Here is a 26,303-nt window from a genome sequence, read left to right as displayed (position 1 = left end):
CGTTAATTTATACACGATTTAATTTTCTTAATACATAATTTAGAAAGACCTACATATGAGCTCAGAAGCTAAAGTTTCATACGATTTAAAAAGATTTTTGGGAATTAAAAAAGACTACACTCCAGAAGAAGTAGAGCGATTAAGAGGTTCTATCAAAATTGAATATTCGATGTGTAAGCATCAATCTAAAAAATTATGGGATCTGTTAAATTCAGAAAATTATATTAATACATTAGGATCACTTTCTGGAAATCACGCTATTCAACATGCTAAAGCTGGATTAAAAGCAATTTATTTAAGTGGATGGCAAGTAGCAGCTGATGCAAATACGGCTGGTGAAATGTATCCAGATCAATCTTTATATCCATATGATAGTGCGCCAAAATTAGTTGAGTCAATGAACAATGCTTTAATCAGAGCAGATCAAATTCAACATATGGAATTACAAGATGGTGATATGAAATCAAAAGATAGAACAGATTATATGTTACCTATTATTGCAGATGGAGAAGCAGGATTTGGTGGCCCATTAAATGTTTTTGAATTAACAAAAAAATTTATTAAAGCTGGAGCTGCTGGAGTTCACTTTGAAGATCAATTAGCTAGTGAAAAAAAATGTGGTCACATGGGTGGAAAAGTTTTAGTTCCAACTGGTACAATGATTAAAAATTTAAAAGCTGCAAGACTTGCAGCGGATATTGCAGATGTACCCTTAATAATTTTAGCAAGGACTGATGCTAATGCTGCAAAATTAATTACGAATGATTTTGATGAAAATGATAAACCATTTTTAACTGGTGAAAGATCACCAGAAGGTTTTTATTATGTTAAACACGGAATTGATCAAGCAATCTCCAGAGGTTTAGCATACGCACCTTATTCAGATTTAATCTGGTGTGAAACTGCAACACCAAACTTAGAAGAGGCAAAAAAGTTTGCAGATGCAATTCATAAAAAGTTTCCTGGTAAATTATTAGCTTACAATTGCTCTCCCTCGTTCAATTGGAAAAAGCATTTATCAGATGCTGAGATTGCAACATTTCAGCAAAAAATTAGTGAGATGGGTTATAAATTTCAGTTCATTACTCTTGCAGGATTTCATACTCAAAATATTGCAATTTTTGAACTTGCTGAAAAATATAAAACAGAAGGAATGACTGCTTATTCTAAAATCCAAGAGCTTGAGTTTGCTAGAGAAAAAGATGGCTATACAAGTGTTAAACACCAACGAGAAGTTGGAACATCTTATTTTGATGCAGTTTCAAATACCATAAGTAGTGGAAAAAGTTCTACAACTGCTATGGCAGGATCAACAGAATCTGAGCAGTTTTAATTGGTCTTTAATAACCTTTCTAAATATGATTATATATTTAGATGCTTATAAGTAGTATACTTTTAGTCATTCTTTATATTTCTCACAGATACATTGTTGCTTGGATTATCTACTACAATAAGACAGATGAACGTTTTGGTAATTCTGTATGGCGTTGGTCATATGACTATCAAGTAATTGGAGAAAGAGATGTTTCAGACCTTGATGATAAGCCATTTGTAAGAAAAAGAAGAGTTAGAAACCGGGCTGTTTCAATAATGTACTGCAATTTCTTTATAGGGTTTTATGCATTCATGTCTTTCCTAAGTAATCTGCTTATCCGGATATTAACTTAATTAACCATTGTAAACTGCGTCAATAAATGCGATTGATAATCATTCGCAATGTTAATAATAAGCATTCTAAACTAATCAAGGGTAAAAAATAAAGGAAAAAATGAAAAAAATTATACTTATTATATTAACCTTGAGTTTTTTTAAAAGCATGACATTAGCTAATGAAGTTAATGTTTTTAGTGCAAGACATTACGATTCAGATATCCAGCTTTACAATAAATTTACATCTCAAACTGGAATTAAAGTGAATGTCATATCCGGCAAAGATAAATCTCTTCAAAAAAGAATTATAGAAGAAGGAAAAGATTCAAAAGCTGATCTTTATATTACAGCTGATGCTGGAAAGTTAGGACTTTTCGATTTAAAAGGGATGTTTCAAAACTCTATGTCGCCAGCAATTAAATCTGCAGTACCGGCAAACTTTAGATCTAAAAATTGGACAGGAATAGCTAAAAGAGCACGAATAATTTATTACTCTCCAGAGAGAGTAAGTGACAATGATCTTAATGGATTGACTTATGAAGGTCTTGCTGATCCTAAGTGGAAAGGTAGAATTGTTATAAGACAATCTAATAATATTTATAATCAATCTCTAGTAGCTTCATTAATAGATAATAATGGAAAAGAGAGAACTACTATTTGGGCAGAAAATTTGGTTAAGAATATGGCTAGAGACTCAAAGGGAAATGATAGAGCTCAGATTTTAGCTGTAGCAGCTGGCGAAGCTGATATTGCTGTTGCAAATACTTATTATTACGCACTTATGCTTTCTGGTAGTAAAGGTGCAGAGCAACAAGAGGCTGCAAAAAAAGTATTACCATTTTTCCCAAATCAGGGTGATAGAGGAACACATATGAATATTAGTGGAGGTGGAATATTAAAATATGCTCCAAATAAAGATAACGCAATTAAACTGTTAGAGTTTTTATTAACTAAAGATGCTCAACAACATATTGTTAATAATACGTATGAATATCCAATGATTGAAGGTGTTGAGCCTCATGGATTAATTACACAAATGGGGTTTAATTTTAAACAAGACCTTAAAACTAAAGTAGCTAATTACGGAAAAAATCAAGCTATCGCATTAGAGATAATGCTTAACGCGAAGTGGAAATAAAGAGGTTATAACACAGCGCGCTTTTAATATTAAGTTAATTACCCTGCTTGATGTTATTAGTGCGTTGTTAAAAAATGGGTAATAAGATTAACATTTGGTATTTTAGTTCTTTTGTCATATCCATAATTGTAGCTGTACCCATTATAACTGTATTCAGTAGTTTCTTTGAAACAACTGGAGGCTATGTAACAGTTTTAAAAAATACTTTTCTTTTAGATTATATTTATAATTCATTAATACTTTTGACAGGTGTTTTAACCTTAACTTTTATTATAGGAGTTGGTTGTGCTTATTTAGTTTCATTTTATAAATTTCCTGGTGTTAATTTCTTTAAATGGGCTTTAATCCTATCTTTTGCAGTACCAGCCTATATTTATGCATATTCATTAACTGCTTTTTTTGAAAACTATGGAACGGCTTTTTCAATTTTAAAAAACTTATTGGGCGAGGGAAATTACAACGCTCATATTCCAAAGTTTGATGGAATGTTAGGCGCAATAATTTCAATATCATTTTCGTTATTTGGTTATATTTACGTATTAACTAGAGCATCATTTCATTATCAGTCACAAAACTTAATAGAACTTGGTAAAAACCTTGGCTTTTCTAAGCAAAAATCATTTTTTAAGATAATCTTACCTTCAGCAAGACCTGCAATAGTTGCTGGCCTTTCGTTGGTTGCGATGGAGACCTTATCAGATTTTGGTTCTGTTTCATTTTTTGGAGTGTCGACTTTAACAACAGGTATTTATAATGCATGGATATCTTTTGACGATCTTACTTTAGCAAACAGGTTATCATCTTACTTGTTAATTTTTATACTTGGACTTTTTGTTATAGAAAATCTATCTAGAAAAAAAGCTCAATATCACACATCATCAAAAGGAGGGTTTAAATCAAAATCTGTAGTTCATTTATATAATTATAAATCAATTTTAGCGTTTTTATTTTGTACGTTAGTATTTTTCTTAAGCTTTTTATTTCCAGTTTTTCAAATGTTATATTGGACAATTATTTTTCCAAAACACTTTTTAGATTTAAATTTAATTGAATTATTCTCAAATACAATGTTGTTAGTTTTTTTATCGTGTTGCTTATTAATATTATTAGCCTTTATTTCAAACTATGGAAACAGAGTTTCAAAAAGTAAATTTTTAGAAGCATTAAATACATTTTCTATTTCTGGATATGCAATACCTGGAATTATTTTAGCAGTTGCTTTTATAACATTTATTTCATGGTTAGATCTAAATATGATTAATTATCTTGGAACAGAAACGATTAAACCTATTTTTATTGGATCAATTTTTGGTCTGATTTTAGTTTACTTTATAAGATTTTATTCCTTAGCAAATAATGGAATTAAATCTGGCTACCTAAAGATTAATTATTCTATAGATGAAAGTGCTTATCTTCTTGGTTATTCAAAACTTAAAACATTTAAAAATATTCATGTTCCTTATTTAAAGAATTCTGTTTTATTAATAGGTATTTTGTTAACTATAGAGATAATTAAGGAATTACCCATTACTCTAATTATGAGACCATTTAATTTTGAAACCTTTGCAACAAAAGCATACATTTATGCTTCCCAAGATTTACTTGAAGCTGCAGCGGCCCCATCATTACTGCTTATTCTTATTGCAAGTTGCTTTATTTTAATTACATCTAGATATATCCTTAAGGATTAAAATTATGACAAAAAATTTTTTAGAAATAAATAATGTAACATTTGCAGCAAGTGCTCAGAGCAAAGTAAATAATGTGTCTCTTACAATCGAAAATCAAGGAGACATTGTTTGTTTATTAGGCCCATCAGGTATTGGTAAAACTACTATTCTTAGAACAATTGCAGGTTTGGAAAAAATACAATCAGGAAAGATTATCTTAAAAAATAAAATCTTATCATCTGATAAAACTCATATTGAACCTGAAAATAGAAATATTTCTATGGGGTTTCAAGACAATTCACTTTTTCCCCATTATACGGTTTTAGAAAATATAAAATTTGGTGCTGATAGAAATAAAAAGAAGAAGAAAGGCTTAAATTTAAATGAAATAAATAAGCTTCTTCATATCGAACACATTGCTGATAAATATCCACATCAGATAAGTTCTGGAGAAGCTCAAAGAGCTTCATTAGCAAGGTCTTTGCTATCTAATCCTGATTTATTGTTATTAGATGAACCTCTTTCAAATGTTGATCAGAACTTTAAAGAAGAAATACAGGTTAAATTAAAGCAAATTTTAACAGAACATAAAATTACAACAATTATTGTAACGCACGACTCATACGAAGCTTTTTATTTGGGAACAAAATGTGGAATAATTTTAGATGGTCAACTTAAACAATACGATGATCCGTATAATGTTTACCATTTTCCAAACTCAATAGAGGTGGTTAATTTTTTAAATCGAGGCATATTAATCCCAGCAAAAGTTACAGGTGAAAATAGTTTAGAAAATGATGATCTTGGAACAATAACTGGAGATTTTATAAAACATTATCCAAAAGGGTCTGAAGTTCAACTTTTATTGCAGCCTGAAGATCTAGAACATGATGATCAAAGTAACTTAAAATTAGAAGTAGTAGATAGAAAATTTAGGGGAACAAATTTTATCTACACCCTTAAAACTACAAGTAATAAATTAATACCAGTGTTTGTCCATTCCCACCATATTCATCAACATGAAGTAGATGAAAAATTTGGTATCAAGCGTCCTATTAATATTGATCATATAGTTTGTTTCTAATACAAAATCTTAAATTAAAATGAATAATAGATTAAAAACATTATCCAAAGGGATTATTGATGTAAGTCCTTTAATGATACCGGTAGTTCCATTTGGAATTATATATGGTGTTATTGGAATGGAGCTAGGTTTGAGCGCGTATATGACATTTGGTATGTCTATTATAATTTTTGGTGGAGCCTCTCAAATTGTCTTATTGCAATTATTTTCTGGAGGTGCATCATCATTAGTTGCAATAACATCAGTTACGGCAGTAAACTCTAGACATTTGTTGTACGGTGCAGTTTTTTCTGAATATCTATCTCACTTAAGGCTTACTTGGAAAATTATATTATCCTATGTGTTAATTGATCAAGCGTTTGCGGTCTCAAATATTTATTTTAAGAAAAATTTAAATAATAAGTATAAACATTATCACCTATTAGGTGCTGGATTTACTTGTTGGACAATTTGGCAAATTTCAACAATTTTAGGAATAGTTCTTGGATCAGTAGTACCTGAAGAGTTAGGGTTAAGTTTTACGATTTCCTTAACCTTTCTTGCTTTGTTGATTAATGATTTTAGAAAATTTAAGAACGTAATTGTAATGCTAGTATCAGGTATTGTGGCAACCATTGGTTATAATGCTATTCCATTTCAAGCTTACATTATTGTAGCAGCACTATCAGCCTTATCAGTTGCTACTATAATTACATTAATTGATAAGAAGAAAAAATAATGCATTGGACAACAATTATATACTGTGGAATTTTGACTTATATGACAAGATTTTCTATGATCTTTTTTTTAAAGAGAGATATTTTGAATGAAAAGACAAAAAAAGTTTTATCCTATGTTCCATCAGCTATTTTTCCAGCAATAATATTTCCTCCTATATTTCTTAATGCTACAGGGTCTATAGACATTGATAGTAATCCAAAATTACTAGCAGCCATATTTGCCATTATCGTTGGTTATTTTAGCAGAAGTATTATTGTTACAATTTTAGCAGGCCTAGCTTCTTACTGGTTTCTAATTTTTGTATATTATCAATAAAAAAGCCTATATTTACTCCCAAAATGTTTGCAAAAGTTAAAATTAACAATGAGTTATTGGGCATACTATATATGCTTTTATGTCAGTTTTCATTTGCAACAAATGATGCTTTTGTAAAAAACATATATGAACATTTCGATGAAATATTTGTTTTAAATCAAATAATTTTTATAAGAGGGATCTTTACACTACTATTTATTTTATTATTTCTTTACATAAAAAAACAATTAAATTTTAAGTTAATTTTTTCTTCGACAGAACTAAAGATAAGAGGATTTCTTGAGTCTTTAGCCGCATTATTTTTTTTTATAGGTATTGCCTTACTACCTTTTGCAAAAGTTTATATTCTATTAAGTATGGCGCCAATTATCTTAACTGCATTTGGGGCAATCTTTATGAATGAAAAAGTAAGATGGAGAAGATGGAGTGCTGTAATTTTAGGTTTTATTGGTGTGGTAGTAGTTGTTAATCCAGGGAAATTAGAGTTTGGTTATTATTTTATATTTCCAATTTTAGCAGCAATCATGCTTTCAATTAGAGATATGTACACAAAAAATTTTAAAAAAGATTATCATAGTCTTCAAACTGCATTTATGACGTGTTTTGTTGTGACTATTTTTTTTGGAATATTAAGTATTTACAAATTTTATGATTTTACCTTAAAAGATATTTTTATTTTATTCATTTCAGCTTTTTTTTTAGCAATGGGTTATATTTTTTCAATTGCAACTATCAAGATTGCACTTGTGTCTGTTACATCAACTTTTAGATATTCAGTGATTTTATGGGGCATTATTTATGGATATTTTTTATTTGATGAAGTTCCTTCAACTAATAGTTATATTGGTGCATTAATTATTATAATTAGTGGTTTAATTATCATATCAAGACAGAAACAAATTGGAGTTATAAAATAAAACAATGAGTTGTTAATTAATCTTGTATCTTATATATTAAGATTATGAAAAAAATACTCATCATAATTTTTACACTGATTTCATTCAACTCATTTGCTGTAGATAAAAGTACTACTTTTAATAATGAAATTTTTGAAAAAGCGCAACTTGATGGAAAAATAGTTGTCATAAACTCTTGGAATGAAACATGCACAACATGTAAGGCTCAAATTAAGATCCTAAATCAAGCCGAAAAAGACTTTGAGGACATCCTCTTTTTAAGCTTTGAGCAAGAAAAGGATAAGACTATTGCAAAACAATTAGGAATTGACTATTGGACAACAATTGTAATTTACCAAAATAACAAAGAGGTCTATAGAAGCATCGGTCAAATGAATAAAGACAAAATTTATTCTGCTATTAAATCTCTTTAATCTTTAAATAACATCATCATAATAAAGTTAAAAACATTCGTATTTTTAAAGATTTTATTATCTTGTATATTACAGTTTTAGTAGTAGATAATCAGAAATTATACCCATTTAATAACACTTATTTACACACTCTATAAAAATGAAAAAAAAGAAAATTGTTAAAGATAGCTACATTGTAAGAACAAAAAAAAGAATACTTAGAGACACAATAGAGTCTGAGAAAAAATATACTACTAATTTTAAAGACATTAGAAATTACTTTAAGATTTTTAATAAATCTTTATTTAATAATAAACTCAACCCTTTTAATGATGTAATGATTAAAAGAATAGTAAGAGGATCAGGGCAATGTGTTGAATATATCTCTTATAGAAAAGGTACAAATAAATTTGTACTTGAGATGATGCCTAAGTATAAAAATAAAATGGAGTTTTTAAATACTTTATCTCATGAAATGGTTCACTTATGGCAACAAACAATTAAAAAAGATACTGGTAATCATAATAAATTATTTTTTAGCTTTAGAAATAAATTTAAAAGATTAAATTTAAAGTTAAGTTATTAAATTCTAATTTTATAAATCTAAACCTTCTTTTTTCCAATTCTTAAGACCACCAATTAAGTGAAAACAATTGGTAAATTGATAAGATTTTGATAATTGAACTGCTAGAGTCGATCTATGACCATGTGCGCAATAAAATAAAATTCTTTTATCTTTTAAAGTATTTTTGTTTTGTTGTAGATACTCGTTAATTTCTGGAAAACGAACCACTGTACTATTTTTAATCATACCATCTTTATCTATTTCATTTTGCTCTCTAAGATCAATTAAAATTGACTGAGCATCATTTTTAATTTCATTAAATTTTTCTGGTTCGACACCGTTATTTACTTTTTGTCTATTAAAATCTATTCCTAATTGTAAATTACTAGGAACTGCTACATCCATCATACTTGGATTGGGCAAATTTAAATTATTCATAATTTCGATATATTGATCTGCAGAACTTACCTGCAGTCTTGGGTTGAATTTTTTTTCTTCTATTATGGTACTGACCATCTCTCCTTTATAATCATGAGCAGGGTAAACTAATGTTTCATCTGGAAGTTTTAAAAGTTTATTAAAAATAGAATTATACGAATCTCTTGCATTTCCATTTTGAAAATCTGTTCTACCAGTTCCTCTAATTAATAATGCATCTCCAGTGAAAACCCTATCATTCAATAAGAAGCTAAAACTTTCTATGGTGTGACCTGGGGTATAAATTGCCTGTAATTCCAAGCCATCAATTTTAATTGTCTCTTCATCGGCAACTTGCATTGCAACCACATCAGCAGGGGTTTTGTCACCCATTACTGTAACGCAATTTGTTTTATCTCTTAGTTCGGCAATACCTGAGATATGGTCAGCATGGATATGAGTATCAATAACTTTTACTAACTTTAAATCTAGTTCTTTAAGAAGTTTAATATATTGTGGAACATTTTCTAACACAGGATCAATAATAAGTGCCTCTCTGCCTTTTGCAGAAGCTATTAGGTATGTAAATGTGCTTGAAGCTTTATCAAAGAGTTGTCGAAATAACATTTATTTATAATATCATCATATTGGTGCTAGTTAAATTTATTAAACTTTACGAAATCTTAAATAAATTCTGTCTAAGTAATAAAATAAAGATAAAGCTCTTAGCACCATAAATAAGCATAAAGATATCCAGATACCAGTATTACCCATTAATTTTGTTAAATATAAAGACATTAATAGATAAGAAAATACAGAAAAAATCATGGCATTTCTAAGCTCTTTTGTTTGTGATGCACCAATAAATATTCCATCAAATTGATAACAAAATGATGAAATTAAAGGCATTAGTATTAGCCATACTGCATAAGAAGAACTTAGATTTCTAATAGTTTCAATATCAGACATTAGTGTAATGACGTGTTTGTTAATAAAAAAATAAATTATCGAAATAATTAATCCAGTAAGGGTGCTTAAAATAAAAGAGTTTTTAACAATTTTTTTAAACAAGCTTATATCTTTTTTACCTAAGGAATAACCAACCATACCTTCGGTTGAAAATGCATAAGCATCAAGAATGAAAGCAGACAAAAAGACCAGGTTAATAAGAATTGCATTTGCTGCAATGTAATCTTCACCTATTTGACTGCCAAGGTAAGTAAACCAAAAAAATGAAAAAGTTAATAAAATGGTTCTAATAAATATATTTAGATTAATATTAAAAATGTTTTTAAGTTTATTTAGATCTATTAATTCATTAATATTGATATTGATTTTAGACATTTTATTTAGATACCAAAATGTATAAATTAAAAAAGTGGTTGAAATTATAAGTGCTGAGATTAAAGTTCCATAAGCAACCCCTTTAATATTTAAATCAAATATTGAAACTAAAATAATACTTAAAATTATATTTAGAATTGAAAAAAGACCAACCGCTAAACTTGAAATTTTAGTCTTCTGTAATCCGACAAATAAACCAGTTATAATATAAAGGGTTAGCTCTCCAGGCGCTGAATAAATTCTTATTTGAAAGTAATCCTGGTAAAATTCCCCAGTAGTGTCTGATAAATTAAAAATACCCACACTTAGATTGAATATATAGCTTTGTAATAAAATTAAGATCAATGAAATTAGTAAAACAAAGAATAAATTTCGAATAACAATATTAAATACTTCTGTATAATCTCCTTTACCATACGCTTGTGAAACCAGACCCACAGTTCCCATCCTTAAAAACCCAAAGCTCCAAAAAATCATAGAAAATAAATTAGCAGCAACAGAAGTTGCTGATAAGTATGACAAGTTACCAAGATTACCCATTAAACCAGTATCAATAATACCAACTAATGGAATAGCCAAATTTGCAAAGAAAATTGGAATAGATAATTTTAAAATGTATTTAATGGATGGGTTTTGCATTTAAGCAATAAATTTCAGTATAGATTTTGCAGGATTTGTTTTTTTTATCCAATCCTGAGGAATACCTTTTAAACCTTTATAAGCTGCAAAATAAGCACCGACAAAATTAGCACGAGAACAATTGCATCCACCAGCTTTAATTGTTTTAATAACCGCAGTTTTAAAATTTTTAGAGGTTATGATTGCATGTATTCCTCCATTAAAAGTACCTGGATAACTACATGCTTTACCAAATTTCTTTACAACAAAATTGTGGGGTTTTGATTTTACCTTTTTAACTTTTTTGATGTTTTCAATGACATTTTTAAAGTATTTATTTTTTATATTTTTTCTTAAAAAGCTATTAACTGGATCCTTGTCCCCCTTATCAGCTAAATCAATAATCTTAAGTTTTGCCAACGCAAATTGTTCGCTAATTTTGCCATTAGCAACCGTTTTTATAACTTGTTTTGTTTTCTGCTCTGAATTATTTGAAAAATAAAAGGGTAGGCTTGCACAATATCCATCAGACTCGTTAACTTTAGTCCCACCTGTGATAGTTTTTTTTAATTTAATATTTTTGATAGTTTCTAAAATATTTTGATGGATCCATGGACCTTTCATGGCTGTTTTCCACTTAATTTTTTTGTATTTTTTTCTTAAAGATAAATTTTTCCAATATTTTGACCCTGGTCCAAAATTTTTGACAATATTCTTTTTAAAAAGTTTAATAACCTCTTTATGATTAGTGGTCTTAGTTAATGTTTTAAACATTACTTGACCCACATCATTGTAACCAGAAACTTCTCCTGTTTTTATAGAGTAGAACGGAGATCTATTTTGTTTAAAGAATGCAATATTTTTTTTTCTTTTAATATAAGATTTTAGTTTTTTTTCATCATAGACCCAATGCAAAGGTCGGGCTGCTGCATCTGCAACAGTTGCGCCAAGAAATATATGCAACTTTTTAAACATGAGTTACTAATACTTTATTTAAATATAAGTTAAAATGTTTTAAATTAGGTAATGTTAAGTATAAAAAATTGGGATAACAAAACTTGGATTTCATCAGCTAAATATATCCAATCATTCAATAATTTTTTATTAAAACAAAAAAAACTAACTAAACACTCAAAAATTCTAGATATTGGTTGTGGCCGAGGTAAGATAATGGGTTCGTTATCCTCTAAACTCAAATTAATTAATAAGCCTGTTGGACTTGATATTGAAAATCACAAAGATTTTGACAAAAGAATCATTTTTAAAAAAACAAATGCAATCAAATATCTCAAAAATAATAAAAAAAAATTTGATTTAATACTGATCAAGCAAACTATTCATTTGTTTAATTTAAAGGATATTAAGAAGATTTTAGCCTACTCATATTCTAGTTTGAACATTGGAGGAATTATTTTAATCTTAACCTTAGATACAAAAGATAATGAAATACCCACATTTTCTTTGATGAAACAAAAACTTACTCAATCATTTAAAAGAGACAATCTTATTTGGAAAAAACTACTTCAACTTAATATTAAAAAAACTATCATCAAATTTAATTTTAAAGTTAATATCAAAAAAAATATTTACTTAAAGATGATAAGACAACGCTATATATCAACTTTATTAAAGTTTAGTTCACTTCAAATTTTAAATGGTATTAATGAAATTAACCTAAAATATAAAAAAAATATTTTATTCAACGATAAGCTTAAATGCATAATATTTACAAAAGTATAAAGTATTTCTCGATATTTATATTAATCTTGCCAATTAAAGTATTTAGTTTTGAAAATGAGAAAATTAACTTTGGAAAATTTTCACTAAATAAATATGAAGTAACAATTATGGAGTTTAATAATTATACAATTAAAAACGAAGTCATTACAGAAGCTGAAAAAAATGGTGGAGGTTACGAATGGGGTGCTGGTTGGGTTAAACGTGATAATTGGAATTTTAAAACACCTTATGGAAAAAAACCTGATAGTGAATTAGAGCCCGCTGTTCATCTAAGTAGATTTGAAGTTGAGAATTATTGTAAATTTATGAATGGCCGATTACCTACATTTGAGGAATGGTCCTATGCTGCCTACACTCAAATATTTGAGTCTGATAAATTTATTAAAGAAAAAACTTATAGATACCCTAGTGGAGATATAGCTAAAGAAATGAACTCCCAAGGTTTATTAAATTATGACAAGCATGTAGATGTCACAATATTGCCAGAAGGCGTAAATGGATTAGTTGCTATGGGTGGTAATGTTTGGGAGTGGGTGGATGATCAAGAAAAAAATAATTCTTTAACAGCGGGGGCCTCCTGGTGGTATGGAGGTTCAAAGACCAGTATTAATGGAGTTCAATATAAACCCTCGAACTTTTATGCAATCTATGTTGGTTTTAGATGTGCATTTGATAATTAAAAATTACAAAATTCTCTTTAAAATATTCTCTTTTAATAAAAATTTATGAAACAGTACCGCTAGAATATGAAGACTTATTAAACCAATTAGAATGTAGTTTGCTAATATGTGAATTGAATAAAACTGTTCTGAGAGTTCAAAATTATAAGTTAGATTAACTTTTTTGAAAAAAATAACTAAACTTTCACCATTAAATAATTTCTTAAAAATACCCGATATAGTTATTGTTAATAAAGCTAAATATAAAAAAAAGTGGTTTAACTTTGCTAGAAGTTTTTGACCAGGAAAAGCATTGTCATTAAAATTTGATGTAGGAGATAATAGTTTAAAAGTTAGCCTTATTAGAGTTGTGTAAAATAGGATTAATCCAAATAATATATGATAATTTTCTATATCAACCCTAGTTTGATCAAAGTCTAAATCTACCAAGTAAAAGCCTAGCGGTATTTGAATTAGTAATCCTGCGGCAGTTAGCCAATGGATTAATTTGGCAAGTAATCCATATTTTGATATGTTATTAAATATAGACATGTTTAAATTAAACATATTATGACATTAATTAAAAACACTTTATTTTTTATCTTTATATTATTTTATACTTTCAGTGCTTTTTCTGAGCAAACAGTAGAAGAGATCATTAAAGAAAGACAATCTATTTTTAGTAAAAATTACAAAACGGCAAAAAGAATTAATAGTCTTGCATCTAATGGAAGTTTAGATGAAGCAAAAATATTAATGATTGAAATGAGTGATAATTATAAAAGATTATTAGATCTCTTTCCTGAAAATTCAAAAACTGGATTTGAAACAGAAGCTTTGCCTTCTATTTGGGAGAATAAAGATGAATTTAATTTATTAATGACAAAAGCTTCAAGTAATATGATTGAGTTAACATCTGCTATTGATGGAGCAGATGATGTTAAAGCAACTCTTGGAAAATATATGTGGAGTAGCTGTAAATCTTGTCACTCAAAATTTAGAGCTGAGCACTAAATAAAATTTAAATAGTAAATCCATTTCTTGAATGATATCTTTTATTGATCATGGATAAAATTCAGTCTCATGCAAAATTAGCCATTATAGGTGGTGGTATAATGGGTGTTAGTCTTTTATATCATTTAACTAATGAAGGTTGGACAGACATTGTTTTAATTGAGAAGAGTGAACTTACTTCAGGATCAACTTGGCATGCAGCTGGGCAATGTCCTCATATGTTAAGCAGTTTAAGCCTTGCAAAAATCCATTTACATTCAACAAATTTATATAAATCTTTAGAAAAAGAAACTGGTCAAGCAACAGGTTTTCATGAAACGGGTAGTTTAAGGCTTGCTTACAAGAAAGAAGACCTTGAATGGTTCCATCACACAAAAGGTATATTAGACGTAGTAGGCTCTCCTTGTGAAATTATTACCACAAATGAAATTAAAAAATATCATCCATTTATTAAATTAGATGGAATCGTTGGTGCATTTTACACACCAGAAGATGGATATACAGACCCCACAAGCACAACGAACGCAATGGCAAAAGGTGCAAGAGATGCTGGTGCTAAAATTTATCGTAACAATAGAGTAACAAACATTAAACAATTACCATCAAAGGAATGGAAGTTAATTACTGAAAAAGGTGAAATTACTTGTGAGCACGTTGTAAATGCTGCGGGAAGTTTTTGTCCTGAAGTGGGTGAAATGGCTGGACTAAAAAACATTCCAAGTATTAATATGGTTCACCAATATTTAGTAACTGAGTCTCATCCAGCAATTGAAAAATTAGAAAAAGAACTTCCTGTTGTAAGAGATCCAGATTCCTCATCTTATTTAAGACAAGAAGGAAAAGGATTATTAATTGGTCCTTACGAACAAGATGTAGAAGCTTGGGCCTTAGATGGAATGGATTGGAAATTTGACATGGAATTACTTGAGCCTGATCTAGATAGAATTGAAAAACATCTCGAAAAGGGGATGGATAGAATTCCTGAATTTAAAGATGTGGGTATTAAAAAGATAATTTGTGGACCAATCACACACACACCAGATGACAATTTTTTAGCAGGACCTGCACCAGGTCTTAAAAATTTTTGGATGTTTTGTGCAGCTAGTATTGGAATAGCTCATGGTGGAGGAGCTGGAAAATATATGGCACAACAAATTGTTCATGGAGACTCTGAAATTAATATGCTTGAATTTGAACCTCGTAGATACATGAGTTGGGTTAATAAAAATTATTCAATTGAGAAATCAAAAGAGCAATACAGAAGAATGTATGTAACACCTATGCCTCACGAGACAGTTGCAGCTGGAAGACCAATGAAAACATCAGGTATTTATAAAAAATTAAAAGATCAAGGAGCTGAATATTACGATTTATATGGCTGGGAAAAACCTGCTTGGTTTAATAAAGAAAATATAACAGAAGAGTTAAGCTATAGTAGAAACAACATACATTCTATAATTCAAAAAGAATGTGAGCATGTTTCAGAACATGTTGGAATTATAGATTTAAGCACTTTTTCTAAATATGAAATAACAGGGGAGGATAGCTCCACTTTTCTAGATAGACTTTGCTCAAATATTATTCCAAAAAAAAATGGCAGTATAGCCTTAACACATATAAATAATAAAATTGGTAGAATTCAAAGTGAGCTAACTATCACTAAAGTAAAAGAAAATCATTACTATGGCTTATCTGCAGCATTATCTGAAATAAGAGATTTAGATTGGTTTAATCAAAATAAATTAAAAAATGAAAAAGTTGATATTAAAAATATTACCAATGAATATGGTGTTCTTGGATTAATTGGTCCAAAATCAAGAGAAGTACTAGCAAAAACCACAAAGGAAAGTATTGAAAATGAAAATTTCCCTTGGTTAAAAGCAAAAGAAATTGAAATTAATAATATAAAAGTTTTAGCTTTAAGAGTGAATTACATGGGAGAATTAGGTTGGGAACTTCACGTTTCAATGAATAAATTAGAAGAACTTTATGATTTGTTAATGGACGCAGGTCAAAATTTAAAAATAATAAATTTTGGATCTCATGCTATGAATTCAATGAGAATGGAAAAAGGATATCGTGGTTGGGGAACTGAATTAACTCCTGAAATTAGTATAGTTGAAGCAGGTTTAGATCGGTTTTTTAACTTAGATAAAAAAAGTGAATTTATTGGATCAAAAGTAATTGATAAAAAATTAAAAGAAGGAATTAAAATAAAACTAGTTTATTTAGAGGTAGAGACAAATACAGCAGATGTTTTGGGTAATGAGCCAGTGTACCATAACAATGAAAGAGTTGGCTTAACTACTTCTGGTGCTTATGGATTTAGGGTGAACAAAAGTTTAGCCTTTGCATATGTGAATTCTAATTTAGTAAAAGTTGGAACTGAATTTCTAATAGATATTCAGGGACAAAAAATAAAATCAAAAATTATTGAAGAGCCAGCATTCGATCCTAAAAATTTAAGATTGAAAAGTTAAGATTTAGTTAGTTTATCGGTAAGCTTTCTCGAGATTGGTGAAAAAAAATTTCCAGCTAAGAAAGCAAGTGGAAAAGCAAATAGCCAAGCAGTACCCCAACGATGAAGAAAATCTCCTTCAAGACCAGTGTTAACAATGGTAATTACACAAGACATAAATACTGACATTCCCAAACTAATAAAAAATACAAAAATAATTGAATAATATTTTTTTGAAATCATTAATGCTTGTCTATATTATTTGATGAATTATACAATTAAGCTTATTAAGTAAAAATTTATAAAATGCTATCTGATAAAATTAAAGAGTATCTAAATGAGTATATTAGTCAGGAAGTTTACGTTCAAGTAGCAGTTGCTAAGGGGAAGAATAAAATTTCAACCAATGCTGCAATCAACAAATACTTTGAAAGTAATCACTTTCAAGGTTTAGCTGAAGGCAAACCTTACAATACCTTTTTAGATGATCTTAAGGATAAGTGTTTAGGAAAATTAGTTAACTCTCCAATGAAAGATAGTAAAACAAACGATGAGATTATTATTGAACTCCAGAATAAACTTAATACTTTAGATATTGGTAAATTAAATGATACCTACTGGGAAGTTGAAACTGGTGAATATTTAAGAGGAGCAGATATTAAAGAAATTGAACTCGAGAGAGATACTTTAATTAAATTTTTAACTTCAAAAGATGAAGCACATGAAACAGTAAGTACTCTTTGCAAAAATTATGAAAAATTGTGTAAGGAAAAGTACCCTGAAGCACCATTACCTTTAGAAATATTAGATACTAAACACTAAGTTTCTCTTTAATATTCTAAATTATAGTCTATAAAAATTGTCAGGGGTGTCGTAACTGACTGAGAATAAACCCTAATAACCTGTCCGGTAATTCAGAAAGGGAGAACAATGGATAAAGCATACTTTATAAGTCAATCAACATCATTAACACTCGTCATAACTATAAGCTTAATCTTTACAATAGTTGGATTAATTTACTCTAAAAAATATCAAGGAATTAACAATTATCTAACTGCGAATAGAAACATTGGTTTCTTTTCACTAACAACAAGCCTAATTGCATCTGCGCTTGGGGCTTGGATTTTATTTGGTCCAGCATCTGCTGCAACATGGGGTGGAATTGGAGCTGTGATTGGTTATGCATTAGGCACCGCTTTTCCAATGATCTTTTTAATTTCACTTGGAAAAAAAATAAGGACAGAATTTCCGAAAGGTTCAACGTTAATTGAATTTTTAAGAAAAAGATTTGGTAAGAGTTTATTTAAACTTATTTTGCTTATGACAGTATTTTATATGTTCGTCTTTTTATGCGCTGAAGTTACTGCAGTTGCAATATTGATAAATTATATTTCAGGAACTGAACTTTGGGTCACCTCTTTAATTATTCTGATCGCAACGCTTGCTTACACTTTATACGGTGGATTAAGAGCTTCAATTTTTACAGATAATATTCAAATGATAGTAATTGTAACTTTATTATTAATTTCAGTATTTTATCTAACATCATTCACAGGAGATCAGTTTTCTTTCTCATTTATTAAAGAAAAAAGTCCTCACTTATTAAGTGCGAGTTATATTCCAAACTATACTGCAGGATTAACGTTCTTTATCGCGGTTGCTGCAACTAATCTTTTTCATCAAGGAAATTGGCAAAGAGTTTATGCAGCAAAAAATAACGAAGTTTTAAAGAAAAGTTTGATTGTTGCATTTATTGTAATTATTCCAATTGTTTTTTTTATGGGCTTTAGTGGTTTAGTTGCAGTATCAGCTAATCCAAAAGTTATTCCCGATCTTGGTTTCTTTTCTTTATTATTAAGTGAACAGACAGAATTTTTATCATTAATAATTGTGATCCTTGGTTTATCATTGACAATTAGTACTGTTGATACATTAGTCAATGCAATATCAAGCTTAATAGTGGTTGATGGTAAAGCAACTTTTAATTTAAATAAGAAAACTAATTACTTAACTCTTTCAAAATATTTTATAGTAGTACTTTCAATTATAGCTTTTGCAATTGCTTCAAAAGGGTTCAGTGTTTTATACTTATTCTTATTAGCTGATTTATTTTGTTGTGCGTTTGTACTTACTGTTTTTTATAGTTTCTATAATAAAAAGTTGAATGAAAAAACGGCATATATTTCAATTATTATTGGATTAATTGGAGGGTTTCTTTTATTTCCAGCTCCTGATTTTTCAAAGAGTTTGTTAGTTGGTATAATTTTACCAGCAGATACTTTTCCAGCTTTTGTCTCTCAATCATTGTTGTTTTTATCTTTTATAATTGCAACTTTTTTGCCCGTAATATTTTGGAAAATAAAAGGATCTAAAAAATAGACCTAATAATTTGTAAAAGGTGTATAAGTAACTATATACACCTTAACAAATGTCTGAGATTCAAATATCCATTAACAACTTATCAAAAGTTTATGATAATGGCTTTAAAGCCCTTAATAATGTTAGCCTTAAAGTAAAACAAGGTGAAATTCTTGCAATGCTTGGACCAAATGGTGCGGGCAAAACTAGTTTAATCAGTATTATTTGTGGAATTGTTACACCTACTTCAGGAACTGTCACAATTGATAATTATGATATTATAAAAGATTATAGAGAGACAAGATCAAGAATAGGGCTTGTTCCTCAAGAATTAAATTTAGAATCTTTTGAAACTGTTTTTGATACCGTATCTTATTCAAGAGGACTGTATGGAAAAGCAACTAAACTAGAACACATTGAAAAAATTTTAAAAGATTTAAGTTTGTGGGATAAAAAAGATCAAAGATTAAGACAATTATCAGGCGGAATGAAAAGAAGAGTTTTAATTGCAAAAGCTTTATCTCATGAACCTAAAATATTATTTCTTGATGAACCAACAGCCGGAGTTGATGTTGAGCTTAGAAGAGATATGTGGATGGTTGTTGATGACCTTAGAAAAAAAGGGGTCACAATTATTTTAACTACTCATTACATTGAGGAAGCTGAGGCCATAGCGGACCGTGTAGCTGTAATTAATCAAGGTGAAATTATTGTAGTTGAGGATAAAAAAGAATTAATTAAGAAAATGGGACACAAAAAACTAACCATTGAATTGCAGAAAAAAATTACAGAAATTCCAGAAGATTTATCTAAGTATAATCTTGAAATAAGTGAAGAGCAGATGTCATTAATTTATACTTATAATGTTCAGGCTGAAAAAACGGGTATTACTGATTTATTGCAAGATATAAAAGATACTGGCTTAAAGTTAAAAGATTTAAAAACAGAACAAAGTACATTAGAGAAAATATTTGTTGATTTAGTAAAGGAGAATAATGAAATTTAACTATTACGGCTTTAAAGCTATTTATGTTCATGAGATGAATAGATTTATAAGAACTATAGGTCAATCTCTTCTCTCACCTGTAATATCAACATCATTATACTTTGTTGTTTTTGGTTCAGTTATTGGAAATTATATTCAAAAAATTGATGGGGTTAGTTATGGGTCTTACATTGTACCAGGTTTATTAATGTTAACACTCCTTACTCAATCAATTAGTAACACTTCGTTTGGAATCTTTTTTCCAAAATTTAATGGAACTATTAATGAAATTTTAGCAGCACCCATTTCAACACTTGAAACCGTTCTAGCTTTTGTAGGGGCAGGAGCCACTAAAACTTTAGTCGTTGGTGCTGTAATTTATGCAACCGCCTCTTTTTTTGCTGATGTGAGTGTTATGCATCCAATGTTAATGATATTTTTATTAGTATTAGTTTCTTTTACTTTTGCTTTATTTGGATTTTTAATTGGTGTAGTTAGTAAAAACTTTGAGCAGATGTCGATTATTCCATCATTAGTCATTACTCCAATGGTATTCTTAGGGGGCAGTTTATACTCTCTTGATATGCTGCCACCATTTTGGCAAACAATTTCATATTTTAATCCAGTAGTTTATCTAATTGATGGCTTAAGATTTTCTTTCTACGGCGTCTCTGATTTTGATATTTGGATTAGTATTAGTTCGATGGTTTTCTTTTTAATTGTTTGTATTACCCTTGTGTCTATCTTGCTTAAAAAAGGCTATAATATTAAAAGTTAATTCGCTTTCATTTTAAGATTAATAACTACTAAAGTTTTATAATTGTTTGATTTAATTTCATGATATGAAATTCTAATCGAAGCTTAGGAAATTTTTTATTTAATAGTTGTTTTAGTTTTTGATAAGAAGTTTTGTGAATTTCATCTTCATCTAAATCTTTTTTACCTTCGGCAATTTTAATCGCCCCACAGTCTTCATGATTTATAACAATGAGTTTGCTTATTTTGTGAAGCTCAATTGAAGCTGATAAATTATCAATAAAAGTTTGATGCCATTTTTTAAATTTATTATGAGTAACACCGATGGCTCCACCTGCAATAGTAAATGAGCTATATTTTCCAGTTAAGTTCTTTTTTTTTGTAAATTTATAGACTAGGGATTGGAACCTTGGATCCATACAAGAAAGAACCATTGCTTTAAATTTTTTTTGCATAAAAATTAATTAATAAAATTTAAATACAAAATTTTTTTTTATTTGTCATTAATTTGTTTATTTTTTAAATGAATTGACTATTGAGAATGACCTTAAAGTCAGTTAGAATATGATTATTATGCTATCTTATATATTGCCTTTTATTGCTTTAATTGTTGTGGTGGTATTTATCCATGAATATGGACATTATTATTTTGCTAAACGATACGGTGTAGGAGTTACTGATTTTTCAATTGGTTTTGGCAAAGAAATGTTTGGTTGGAATGATAAATCAGGAACTCGTTGGAAGGTTTGTGTCATACCTCTTGGGGGATATGTTAAGTTTTTTGGTGATAGAAATGTTTATAGCCAAGCTGATAATGACAAAATTATAAAAGAATATAGTAAAGAAGATCAGGATAAACTGTTTGTACTAAAGCCTTTATATCAACGAGCTTTAATTGTATTTGGTGGCCCTTTAGCTAACTTTTTATTAGCTATTTTAATATTTTTTTCAGTTTATACCTTTTTTGGAAAAGATTTTACACCAGCTGTAATTAACGAAGTTCAAAAGGATAGCCCTGCAATGGTAGCTGGTCTTAAAGACAATGATATTGTGGTTTCTATTGATGGTAATGAGGTTACAAGCATTATGGATGTTTCAAAATATATTATGATGTCTACTGATGAATTTATCAATTTTACAGTAAATAGATTTGATCAAGATTTAACCTTTAGAGTAAAACCGAATATTGTTGAAGGCGAAGATAATCTTGGAAACAAAATCAGCAAACGTATGGTTGGCATTAAACTTGGTGCTTATAACAATGAGGTAAATCACGTTAAACTCGGTCCTACCAAAGCGCTGTTTTATGCGGTTAATGAAGTTTATTATGTAAGCACTTCTTCTCTTAAATATATTGGAAGCATGCTCACTGGAAATGGTGATACTTCACAGTTGGGTGGGCCAATTCGAATAGCAAAAATTAGCGGACAAGTTGCAGAATTTGGAATTTTACCTTTTATAAGCCTTATGGCTTATATTTCTATTAGTTTAGGGTTAATAAACTTGTTCCCAATTCCAATGTTAGATGGTGGGCACTTAATGTTTTATGGAATTGAAAAGGTATTAGGGCGTCCATTATCACAAAAAACTCAAGAAGGTTTTTTTCGAATCGGAATGTTTTTATTGCTATCATTGATGTTTTTTACAACGTTTAATGACCTAAAAGACGTTGGTTTATTTAAGTTTTTTAATAATTATATTTCTTAAATAATCCTTTGAAATCAACGTTTATTTAATAAATCACTATATATTGGGGTTTTATTTTTAAGAGACACTAACAAAAAGCTTGATTTATGAGGTTTAATGTCAATTATGTGGAAATAACCAATAAAACCGGAGCTAAATAAATGAACAAAAAACAATTAATAGCACAACTTTCAGGTTCTTTAAACCTAAGTAAAGCTGATGCTGAGCGTACTTTTGATACTATTACAAACACTATTCTAGATGCTTTAAAAGGTGACGATACAGTGAAAATTGCTGGATTTGGAACTTACAAAGTAGCAAAAAGAAAAGCTAGAGTTGGAAGAAATCCTAGAACTGGAGAGCAAATCCAAATCGGAGCTTCTCAAAAAGTTAAGTTCTTACCAGCTAAAGCACTTAAAGAAATATTTAATAAGTAATTAAATAGTAAATTCATTAACAGCCTTTTACAGAAATGTAATAAGGCTGTTACTATATGCAATCACTGCATAGCTAAATTTCCTAATCAACATTAGTTTTTAAGTTCATCCAAAATATAAGTGAAAACTTAAACATGGAGGTCTTAATGATAAAAATAATAAAAAAAATATCAGTACCACTTATTAGTTTATTTTTTTTAATAAACATGAGTAGTGCTGGAATAGCAGAAACAACTATTTCTGCTGAAGTAGGGTTTGTATTTAATACACTCCTATTTTTAATTTGTGGTTTTTTAGTAATGTTCATGGCGGCAGGTTTTGCAATGCTTGAGTCGGGAATGGTTACTTCTAAAAGTGTTTCTGTAATTTGTGCAAAAAATATTGGTTTGTATGCAATTTCAGGAATTATGTTTTGGTTAGTTGGTTACAATTTAGCATACGGTATACCAGAAGGTGGATATATAGGCACTTTTACACCTTGGTCAGACTCTAGTTCACTTGAGGCAGGTTACTCTGCTGGATCAGACTGGTTTTTCCAAATGGTATTTTGTGCAACAACAGTTTCAATTTGTTCAGGAGCAATGGCTGAAAGAATTAAGTTATGGCCATTCTTTTTATTTGCAGCAATTTTATCTGGTGTTATTTATCCTATAGTAATGGGATGGCAATGGGGTGGAGGCTGGTTAGCAACTATCGGATTTTCTGATTTTGCTGGATCAACCCTAGTTCACTCAACTGGGGGTGCTGCTGCACTTGCTGGTATTATAATACTTGGTCCAAGATTTGGAAGATTTGATAGTAAAGGCAATCCAAAGGCTATTCAACCATTTGCAGCATCATCAATTCCATTAGTAACTATTGGTGTGTTTGTATTATGGTTAGGTTGGTTTGGATTTAATGGTGGTTCTCAATTAGCATTAGGTTCATTTGCTGATGCAGTGGCTATTTCAACAATCTTTATTAATACTAATTTAGCAGCTTGTGGAGGTGTGTTAGCTGCAGCCGTAGTTACAAGATTATTGTTTGGTAAAACTGATGTAATACAAATGTTAAATGGTGCAATTGGTGGGTTAGTTGCAATAACAGCTGAACCATTAGCACCATCTCCATTAGCAGCAATATTAATTGGTGCTGTAGGTGGTGTGATAGTTGTATTTGGAACTAAACTACTATTTTCATTTAAACTTGATGATGTAGTAGGTGCAATTCCAGCTCACATGTTTGCGGGTATTTTTGGAACTTTAATAGTGCCAATGACAAACGCAGACGCAACATTCGGAGCACAGTTAATTGGTGTTTTATCAATTAATATTTTTGTTTTTGTAGTGGCTTACATAATCTGGTCGATTATGAATAGTCTCTTTGGAATTAGATTGAGTAAAGAAGCTCAAGCCAAAGGTACAGATGTTACTGAAACAGGAGTAATTGCTTACGCAATCAGAGACTAATAAAAAACTATCTCTCTTATAGTTAGAAAATAGGCCCCTTAATTGGGGCCTTTTTAATTTATAGAGTTTTTTAGGGTATCAAACACTTCTTTAGCGTGATCCTTAACTTTTACATTGTCCCAAATTTTAACTATTTTACCATTTGGATCAATTAAGAAAGTTGTTCTCACTATTCCCATAAACTCTCTACCCATAAATTTCTTTTTAGCCCAAACTTTGTATTTTTTTAAAATATTAAGCTCCACATCAGATAAAAGATCAAATTTGATCTTAAATTTTTCTTTAAATTTATGGTGGCTTTTTAGATCATCCTTGGAAATACCAAAAATATCACAATTCAGTTTTTTAAATTTAGGTAATAATTTATTAAAATCATTAGTCTCAATTGTGCATCCTGGAGTGTCATCTTTAGGGTAAAAATAAAGAACCACATATTTACCAAGTGAATCTTTTAAAGAATAAATCTCACCATCTGTTGAGTTTAGTTTAAACAAAGGTGCTTTAGAATTAATTTTAAGCATTGGTTATATCGTTTTCATCCCATAATTTTTTATAATCAATAAATGGTGATAATCCATAACTAGAATTAACATTAGTTAAATGTAAAGATAAACTTTTTATAGGTGAAATACAAAATTCTTTTTTATAAATATTATTTAAATATTTTTCAAAGGGCTCATGTCTATCTAAACAAGTGTTATAAAAATTTTCCCAATATTTATTGAGCAAACTTTTTGTTGTCATGAATGTACATAAAGTTTGATTAACTGTTCGCCAGTGACGTTTATTACCAATTAAAATATTAGTTTTTTCATTATTCATGTAAAGGTATGGATAATCCGCAGGACACATAAAGATATCCCTATTTAATTGTGAAGCAATTCTTTCATAAGATGCAATCATTTCTTCCATCATAGGTTCAAAATGTAAGTAATCATCTTCAACAAAGAAAACTAAATCCTCACTATATTCTTTTGCTAACTCAAAAGACTGAAGTAGGCTCGCTAAATTAGAAAAAGTTTGATCATTTTTTTGTTGTTTGATTGTATCTTTGTATTTTTCATGGTTTAAAGGAGTAATACTTATATCTAAACTACTTTGATCTATAAGCTTCTTTAATTTATTTAGATTTTCTTCTTTAGAGTTATCATCAACAATTATTGTCTTAAATTTAATGTTTGGGTATTTTTTTATAGAAAAGTTAACTGACTTTATTAATGAATTTAAAGCTTTTAAAGCATATTCAATTTTTGGTTGTTCAAATAATCTTCTTTTATTCTGATCCCATATTTCCACATCAGTATTAGTTCTAAATATAATTAATACAGAGCTAACTTTTTTAGTAATTTTTACCTCACCAAGCGGTAAAATAATTGAGTTTTCATTAATAATTGAAAGATTTTCATTTAATTGTTTCTCGAGTGTAGGTGAGCTAAAGTCACTTTGATCAATTATCTCGTAACCAAGAATTTTTGAAAGTTTAATAAATAATTTTTTAAGGATGTTTTTTTTCATGTAATTGTTTATAATTATTTCTTTATAATATTATGACTATTAAATCATCACAAACTCTAGTCTCTGAAGCTTTAAGTAAGGTTAAAACTATTACTGCCGACGAAGCATTAAAGTTATCGAATGAGGATAAATGCACTTTAATTGATATTAGAGAAAAGGGTGAACTGGATAAAACAGGTAGAATTGAAAATTCAAATCATATACCTCGTGGAATGTTAGAGTTTTGGTTAGATCCAGAAGGTCCTTATTTTAAAAGTGGAAAAATTGACATGAATAAAGAAATGGTTTTGTTTTGTGCTGGTGGCCTAAGATCTGCTCTTGCAGCCAAATCTTTAAAAGAAATGGGTTTTGAAAATGTATCCCACATTGATGGGGGCTTTGCAGCAATAAGCCAAAGTGATTTTAAAATAGTTTAAA

General features: G+C 29.1%; 29 protein-coding genes. 21 read left to right on the top strand and 8 right to left on the bottom strand.

From position 1 onward, the window contains the following. The first annotated feature begins 55 nt into the window (after positions 1-55). The 9 genes from aceA to AC5SL3_RS04155 all read left to right on the top strand — a co-directional run bounded on the left by aceA (position 56) and on the right by AC5SL3_RS04155 (position 8,472). Entirely contained in the window at positions 56-1,333 is a 1,278-nt protein-coding gene (gene aceA, locus AC5SL3_RS04195; protein WP_494577594.1) for an isocitrate lyase, read from the top strand. A 435-nt stretch (positions 1,334-1,768) separates the two neighbouring features. Next, on the top strand, positions 1,769-2,788 hold the full coding sequence (locus AC5SL3_RS04190; RefSeq protein WP_011282242.1) for a Fe(3+) ABC transporter substrate-binding protein: 1,020 nt from the start codon (positions 1,769-1,771) through the stop codon (positions 2,786-2,788). A gap of 74 nt (positions 2,789-2,862) precedes the next feature. Next, entirely contained in the window at positions 2,863-4,479 is a 1,617-nt protein-coding gene (locus AC5SL3_RS04185) for an ABC transporter permease (RefSeq protein ID WP_011282241.1), read from the top strand. A gap of 4 nt (positions 4,480-4,483) precedes the next feature. Further along, a complete protein-coding gene (locus tag AC5SL3_RS04180) occupies positions 4,484-5,542 on the top strand; it encodes an ABC transporter ATP-binding protein (RefSeq protein ID WP_018414277.1) in 1,059 nt (352 codons plus the stop codon). Between the two features lie 19 nt (positions 5,543-5,561). After that, complete coding sequence (locus AC5SL3_RS04175) at positions 5,562-6,260, top strand: AzlC family ABC transporter permease (protein WP_011282239.1); 699 nt, start codon at positions 5,562-5,564, stop codon at positions 6,258-6,260. After that, positions 6,260-6,577: an AzlD domain-containing protein gene (locus AC5SL3_RS04170; protein ID WP_018414275.1), complete on the top strand. Its 318-nt coding sequence runs from the start codon at positions 6,260-6,262 to the stop codon at positions 6,575-6,577. The genes AC5SL3_RS04175 and AC5SL3_RS04170 overlap by 1 nt, the downstream gene beginning before the upstream one ends. Further along, complete coding sequence (locus tag AC5SL3_RS04165) at positions 6,547-7,494, top strand: DMT family transporter (protein WP_494578781.1); 948 nt, start codon at positions 6,547-6,549, stop codon at positions 7,492-7,494. Before AC5SL3_RS04170 ends, AC5SL3_RS04165 begins: the two co-directional genes overlap by 31 nt. A gap of 44 nt (positions 7,495-7,538) precedes the next feature. Next, a complete protein-coding gene (locus AC5SL3_RS04160) occupies positions 7,539-7,907 on the top strand; it encodes a thioredoxin family protein (protein WP_271499634.1) in 369 nt (122 codons plus the stop codon). A gap of 139 nt (positions 7,908-8,046) precedes the next feature. Next, on the top strand, positions 8,047-8,472 hold the full coding sequence (locus AC5SL3_RS04155) for a SprT-like family protein (RefSeq protein ID WP_494577591.1): 426 nt from the start codon (positions 8,047-8,049) through the stop codon (positions 8,470-8,472). Positions 8,473-8,481: 9 nt separating this feature from the next. Here the strand turns inward: AC5SL3_RS04155 and AC5SL3_RS04150 are convergent, their stop codons facing one another. Genes AC5SL3_RS04150 through AC5SL3_RS04140 form a run of 3 tightly spaced genes read right to left on the bottom strand, consistent with a single transcriptional unit; the run spans position 8,482 to position 11,805 of the window. Continuing rightward, positions 8,482-9,495, bottom strand: a complete 1,014-nt coding sequence (locus AC5SL3_RS04150) for an MBL fold metallo-hydrolase (protein WP_494577589.1) — start codon at positions 9,493-9,495, stop codon at positions 8,482-8,484. Positions 9,496-9,534: 39 nt separating this feature from the next. Next, a complete protein-coding gene (locus tag AC5SL3_RS04145; protein ID WP_494577587.1) occupies positions 9,535-10,851 on the bottom strand; it encodes an MATE family efflux transporter in 1,317 nt (438 codons plus the stop codon). Next, positions 10,852-11,805 (bottom strand): ADP-ribosylglycohydrolase family protein, encoded by a 954-nt coding sequence (locus AC5SL3_RS04140; protein ID WP_494577585.1) that lies wholly within the window; start codon positions 11,803-11,805, stop codon positions 10,852-10,854. A 51-nt stretch (positions 11,806-11,856) separates the two neighbouring features. Between AC5SL3_RS04140 and AC5SL3_RS04135 the strand changes: the two genes are divergently transcribed. Together AC5SL3_RS04135 and AC5SL3_RS04130 are read left to right on the top strand one after the other, a co-directional pair. Continuing rightward, positions 11,857-12,570: a class I SAM-dependent methyltransferase gene (locus AC5SL3_RS04135; protein WP_271626214.1), complete on the top strand. Its 714-nt coding sequence runs from the start codon at positions 11,857-11,859 to the stop codon at positions 12,568-12,570. Beyond that, complete coding sequence (locus AC5SL3_RS04130) at positions 12,546-13,250, top strand: formylglycine-generating enzyme family protein (protein ID WP_494577583.1); 705 nt, start codon at positions 12,546-12,548, stop codon at positions 13,248-13,250. The genes AC5SL3_RS04135 and AC5SL3_RS04130 overlap by 25 nt, the downstream gene beginning before the upstream one ends. 3 nt (positions 13,251-13,253) lie before the next feature. On the opposite strand, the gene AC5SL3_RS04125 is transcribed toward AC5SL3_RS04130, so the two are convergent. Beyond that, positions 13,254-13,796, bottom strand: a complete 543-nt coding sequence (locus AC5SL3_RS04125; protein WP_494577582.1) for a cytochrome b — start codon at positions 13,794-13,796, stop codon at positions 13,254-13,256. Positions 13,797-13,799: 3 nt separating this feature from the next. On the opposite strand from AC5SL3_RS04125, the gene AC5SL3_RS04120 reads away from it, so the two are divergent. Together AC5SL3_RS04120 and AC5SL3_RS04115 are read left to right on the top strand one after the other, a co-directional pair. Beyond that, positions 13,800-14,243, top strand: a complete 444-nt coding sequence (locus AC5SL3_RS04120) for a c-type cytochrome (protein WP_494577580.1) — start codon at positions 13,800-13,802, stop codon at positions 14,241-14,243. Positions 14,244-14,293: 50 nt separating this feature from the next. Then, positions 14,294-16,723, top strand: a complete 2,430-nt coding sequence (locus tag AC5SL3_RS04115; RefSeq protein WP_494577578.1) for an FAD-dependent oxidoreductase — start codon at positions 14,294-14,296, stop codon at positions 16,721-16,723. Here AC5SL3_RS04115 and AC5SL3_RS04110 read toward each other — a convergent pair. After that, the gene (locus AC5SL3_RS04110; RefSeq protein WP_271499606.1) at positions 16,720-16,944 is read right to left on the bottom strand and encodes a DUF2798 domain-containing protein; all 225 of its coding nucleotides are present in this window, start codon (positions 16,942-16,944) and stop codon (positions 16,720-16,722) included. The genes AC5SL3_RS04115 and AC5SL3_RS04110 overlap by 4 nt on opposite strands. A 63-nt stretch (positions 16,945-17,007) precedes the next feature. Here AC5SL3_RS04110 and AC5SL3_RS04105 point away from each other — a divergent pair, with 63 nt between their 5' ends. The 4 genes from AC5SL3_RS04105 to AC5SL3_RS04090 all read left to right on the top strand — a co-directional run bounded on the left by AC5SL3_RS04105 (position 17,008) and on the right by AC5SL3_RS04090 (position 20,822). Further along, positions 17,008-17,523 carry a hypothetical protein gene (locus AC5SL3_RS04105; RefSeq protein ID WP_494577576.1) on the top strand — a complete coding sequence of 172 codons (516 nt, stop codon included), beginning with the start codon at positions 17,008-17,010 and terminating at the stop codon, positions 17,521-17,523. A 108-nt stretch (positions 17,524-17,631) separates the two neighbouring features. Beyond that, positions 17,632-19,080, top strand: coding sequence for a sodium:solute symporter family transporter (locus AC5SL3_RS04100; protein ID WP_494577575.1), 1,449 nt, complete (start codon positions 17,632-17,634; stop codon positions 19,078-19,080). 49 nt (positions 19,081-19,129) lie between these two features. Beyond that, on the top strand, positions 19,130-20,065 hold the full coding sequence (locus AC5SL3_RS04095) for an ABC transporter ATP-binding protein (protein ID WP_494577573.1): 936 nt from the start codon (positions 19,130-19,132) through the stop codon (positions 20,063-20,065). Beyond that, a complete protein-coding gene (locus AC5SL3_RS04090) occupies positions 20,055-20,822 on the top strand; it encodes an ABC transporter permease (protein ID WP_006997105.1) in 768 nt (255 codons plus the stop codon). Before AC5SL3_RS04095 ends, AC5SL3_RS04090 begins: the two co-directional genes overlap by 11 nt. 28 nt (positions 20,823-20,850) lie before the next feature. On the opposite strand, the gene AC5SL3_RS04085 is transcribed toward AC5SL3_RS04090, so the two are convergent. Beyond that, complete coding sequence (locus AC5SL3_RS04085; protein WP_018414011.1) at positions 20,851-21,255, bottom strand: carbonic anhydrase; 405 nt, start codon at positions 21,253-21,255, stop codon at positions 20,851-20,853. A 118-nt stretch (positions 21,256-21,373) separates the two neighbouring features. Between AC5SL3_RS04085 and rseP the strand changes: the two genes are divergently transcribed. From rseP to AC5SL3_RS04070, 3 genes are all read left to right on the top strand, one after another. After that, entirely contained in the window at positions 21,374-22,507 is a 1,134-nt protein-coding gene (rseP, locus tag AC5SL3_RS04080) for an RIP metalloprotease RseP (RefSeq protein ID WP_011281967.1), read from the top strand. A 140-nt stretch (positions 22,508-22,647) separates the two neighbouring features. Beyond that, complete coding sequence (locus AC5SL3_RS04075; RefSeq protein WP_006997102.1) at positions 22,648-22,923, top strand: HU family DNA-binding protein; 276 nt, start codon at positions 22,648-22,650, stop codon at positions 22,921-22,923. Positions 22,924-23,069: 146 nt separating this feature from the next. After that, entirely contained in the window at positions 23,070-24,371 is a 1,302-nt protein-coding gene (locus AC5SL3_RS04070; RefSeq protein WP_494577571.1) for an ammonium transporter family protein, read from the top strand. A 53-nt stretch (positions 24,372-24,424) separates the two neighbouring features. On the opposite strand, the gene bcp is transcribed toward AC5SL3_RS04070, so the two are convergent. Both bcp and AC5SL3_RS04060 read right to left on the bottom strand, forming a co-directional pair. Further along, the gene (gene bcp / locus AC5SL3_RS04065) at positions 24,425-24,892 is read right to left on the bottom strand and encodes a thioredoxin-dependent thiol peroxidase (protein WP_494577570.1); all 468 of its coding nucleotides are present in this window, start codon (positions 24,890-24,892) and stop codon (positions 24,425-24,427) included. Beyond that, complete coding sequence (locus tag AC5SL3_RS04060) at positions 24,885-25,886, bottom strand: glycosyltransferase family 2 protein (RefSeq protein ID WP_494577568.1); 1,002 nt, start codon at positions 25,884-25,886, stop codon at positions 24,885-24,887. Before AC5SL3_RS04060 ends, bcp begins: the two co-directional genes overlap by 8 nt. Before the next feature lie 32 nt (positions 25,887-25,918). On the opposite strand from AC5SL3_RS04060, the gene AC5SL3_RS04055 reads away from it, so the two are divergent. After that, positions 25,919-26,302, top strand: coding sequence for a rhodanese-like domain-containing protein (locus AC5SL3_RS04055; protein WP_271499457.1), 384 nt, complete (start codon positions 25,919-25,921; stop codon positions 26,300-26,302). Position 26,303 lies beyond the last annotated feature (1 nt).

The organism is Candidatus Pelagibacter sp. PS_34, assembly GCF_059417845.1.
This window is presented reverse-complemented; position numbering and strand designations above follow the sequence as displayed.

What these genes read in the sequence shown, in the direction of transcription:
- aceA (WP_494577594.1), top strand. Translation starts at nt 56, where the DNA reads ATGAGCTCAGAAGCTAAAGTTTCATACGATTTAAAAAGATTTTTGGGA.
- AC5SL3_RS04190 (WP_011282242.1), top strand. Translation starts at nt 1,769, where the DNA reads ATGAAAAAAATTATACTTATTATATTAACCTTGAGTTTTTTTAAAAGC.
- AC5SL3_RS04185 (WP_011282241.1), top strand. Translation starts at nt 2,863, where the DNA reads ATGGGTAATAAGATTAACATTTGGTATTTTAGTTCTTTTGTCATATCC.
- AC5SL3_RS04180 (WP_018414277.1), top strand. Translation starts at nt 4,484, where the DNA reads ATGACAAAAAATTTTTTAGAAATAAATAATGTAACATTTGCAGCAAGT.
- AC5SL3_RS04175 (WP_011282239.1), top strand. Translation starts at nt 5,562, where the DNA reads ATGAATAATAGATTAAAAACATTATCCAAAGGGATTATTGATGTAAGT.
- AC5SL3_RS04170 (WP_018414275.1), top strand. Translation starts at nt 6,260, where the DNA reads ATGCATTGGACAACAATTATATACTGTGGAATTTTGACTTATATGACA.
- AC5SL3_RS04160 (WP_271499634.1), top strand. Translation starts at nt 7,539, where the DNA reads ATGAAAAAAATACTCATCATAATTTTTACACTGATTTCATTCAACTCA.
- AC5SL3_RS04155 (WP_494577591.1), top strand. Translation starts at nt 8,047, where the DNA reads ATGAAAAAAAAGAAAATTGTTAAAGATAGCTACATTGTAAGAACAAAA.
- AC5SL3_RS04150 (WP_494577589.1), bottom strand. Translation starts at nt 9,495, where the DNA reads ATGTTATTTCGACAACTCTTTGATAAAGCTTCAAGCACATTTACATAC.
- AC5SL3_RS04145 (WP_494577587.1), bottom strand. Translation starts at nt 10,851, where the DNA reads ATGCAAAACCCATCCATTAAATACATTTTAAAATTATCTATTCCAATT.
- AC5SL3_RS04140 (WP_494577585.1), bottom strand. Translation starts at nt 11,805, where the DNA reads ATGTTTAAAAAGTTGCATATATTTCTTGGCGCAACTGTTGCAGATGCA.
- AC5SL3_RS04135 (WP_271626214.1), top strand. Translation starts at nt 11,857, where the DNA reads ATGTTAAGTATAAAAAATTGGGATAACAAAACTTGGATTTCATCAGCT.
- AC5SL3_RS04130 (WP_494577583.1), top strand. Translation starts at nt 12,546, where the DNA reads ATGCATAATATTTACAAAAGTATAAAGTATTTCTCGATATTTATATTA.
- AC5SL3_RS04125 (WP_494577582.1), bottom strand. Translation starts at nt 13,796, where the DNA reads ATGTTTAATTTAAACATGTCTATATTTAATAACATATCAAAATATGGA.
- AC5SL3_RS04120 (WP_494577580.1), top strand. Translation starts at nt 13,800, where the DNA reads ATGACATTAATTAAAAACACTTTATTTTTTATCTTTATATTATTTTAT.
- AC5SL3_RS04115 (WP_494577578.1), top strand. Translation starts at nt 14,294, where the DNA reads ATGGATAAAATTCAGTCTCATGCAAAATTAGCCATTATAGGTGGTGGT.
- AC5SL3_RS04110 (WP_271499606.1), bottom strand. Translation starts at nt 16,944, where the DNA reads ATGATTTCAAAAAAATATTATTCAATTATTTTTGTATTTTTTATTAGT.
- AC5SL3_RS04105 (WP_494577576.1), top strand. Translation starts at nt 17,008, where the DNA reads ATGCTATCTGATAAAATTAAAGAGTATCTAAATGAGTATATTAGTCAG.
- AC5SL3_RS04100 (WP_494577575.1), top strand. Translation starts at nt 17,632, where the DNA reads ATGGATAAAGCATACTTTATAAGTCAATCAACATCATTAACACTCGTC.
- AC5SL3_RS04095 (WP_494577573.1), top strand. Translation starts at nt 19,130, where the DNA reads ATGTCTGAGATTCAAATATCCATTAACAACTTATCAAAAGTTTATGAT.
- AC5SL3_RS04090 (WP_006997105.1), top strand. Translation starts at nt 20,055, where the DNA reads ATGAAATTTAACTATTACGGCTTTAAAGCTATTTATGTTCATGAGATG.
- AC5SL3_RS04085 (WP_018414011.1), bottom strand. Translation starts at nt 21,255, where the DNA reads ATGCAAAAAAAATTTAAAGCAATGGTTCTTTCTTGTATGGATCCAAGG.
- rseP (WP_011281967.1), top strand. Translation starts at nt 21,374, where the DNA reads ATGCTATCTTATATATTGCCTTTTATTGCTTTAATTGTTGTGGTGGTA.
- AC5SL3_RS04075 (WP_006997102.1), top strand. Translation starts at nt 22,648, where the DNA reads ATGAACAAAAAACAATTAATAGCACAACTTTCAGGTTCTTTAAACCTA.
- AC5SL3_RS04070 (WP_494577571.1), top strand. Translation starts at nt 23,070, where the DNA reads ATGATAAAAATAATAAAAAAAATATCAGTACCACTTATTAGTTTATTT.
- bcp (WP_494577570.1), bottom strand. Translation starts at nt 24,892, where the DNA reads ATGCTTAAAATTAATTCTAAAGCACCTTTGTTTAAACTAAACTCAACA.
- AC5SL3_RS04060 (WP_494577568.1), bottom strand. Translation starts at nt 25,886, where the DNA reads ATGAAAAAAAACATCCTTAAAAAATTATTTATTAAACTTTCAAAAATT.
- AC5SL3_RS04055 (WP_271499457.1), top strand. Translation starts at nt 25,919, where the DNA reads ATGACTATTAAATCATCACAAACTCTAGTCTCTGAAGCTTTAAGTAAG.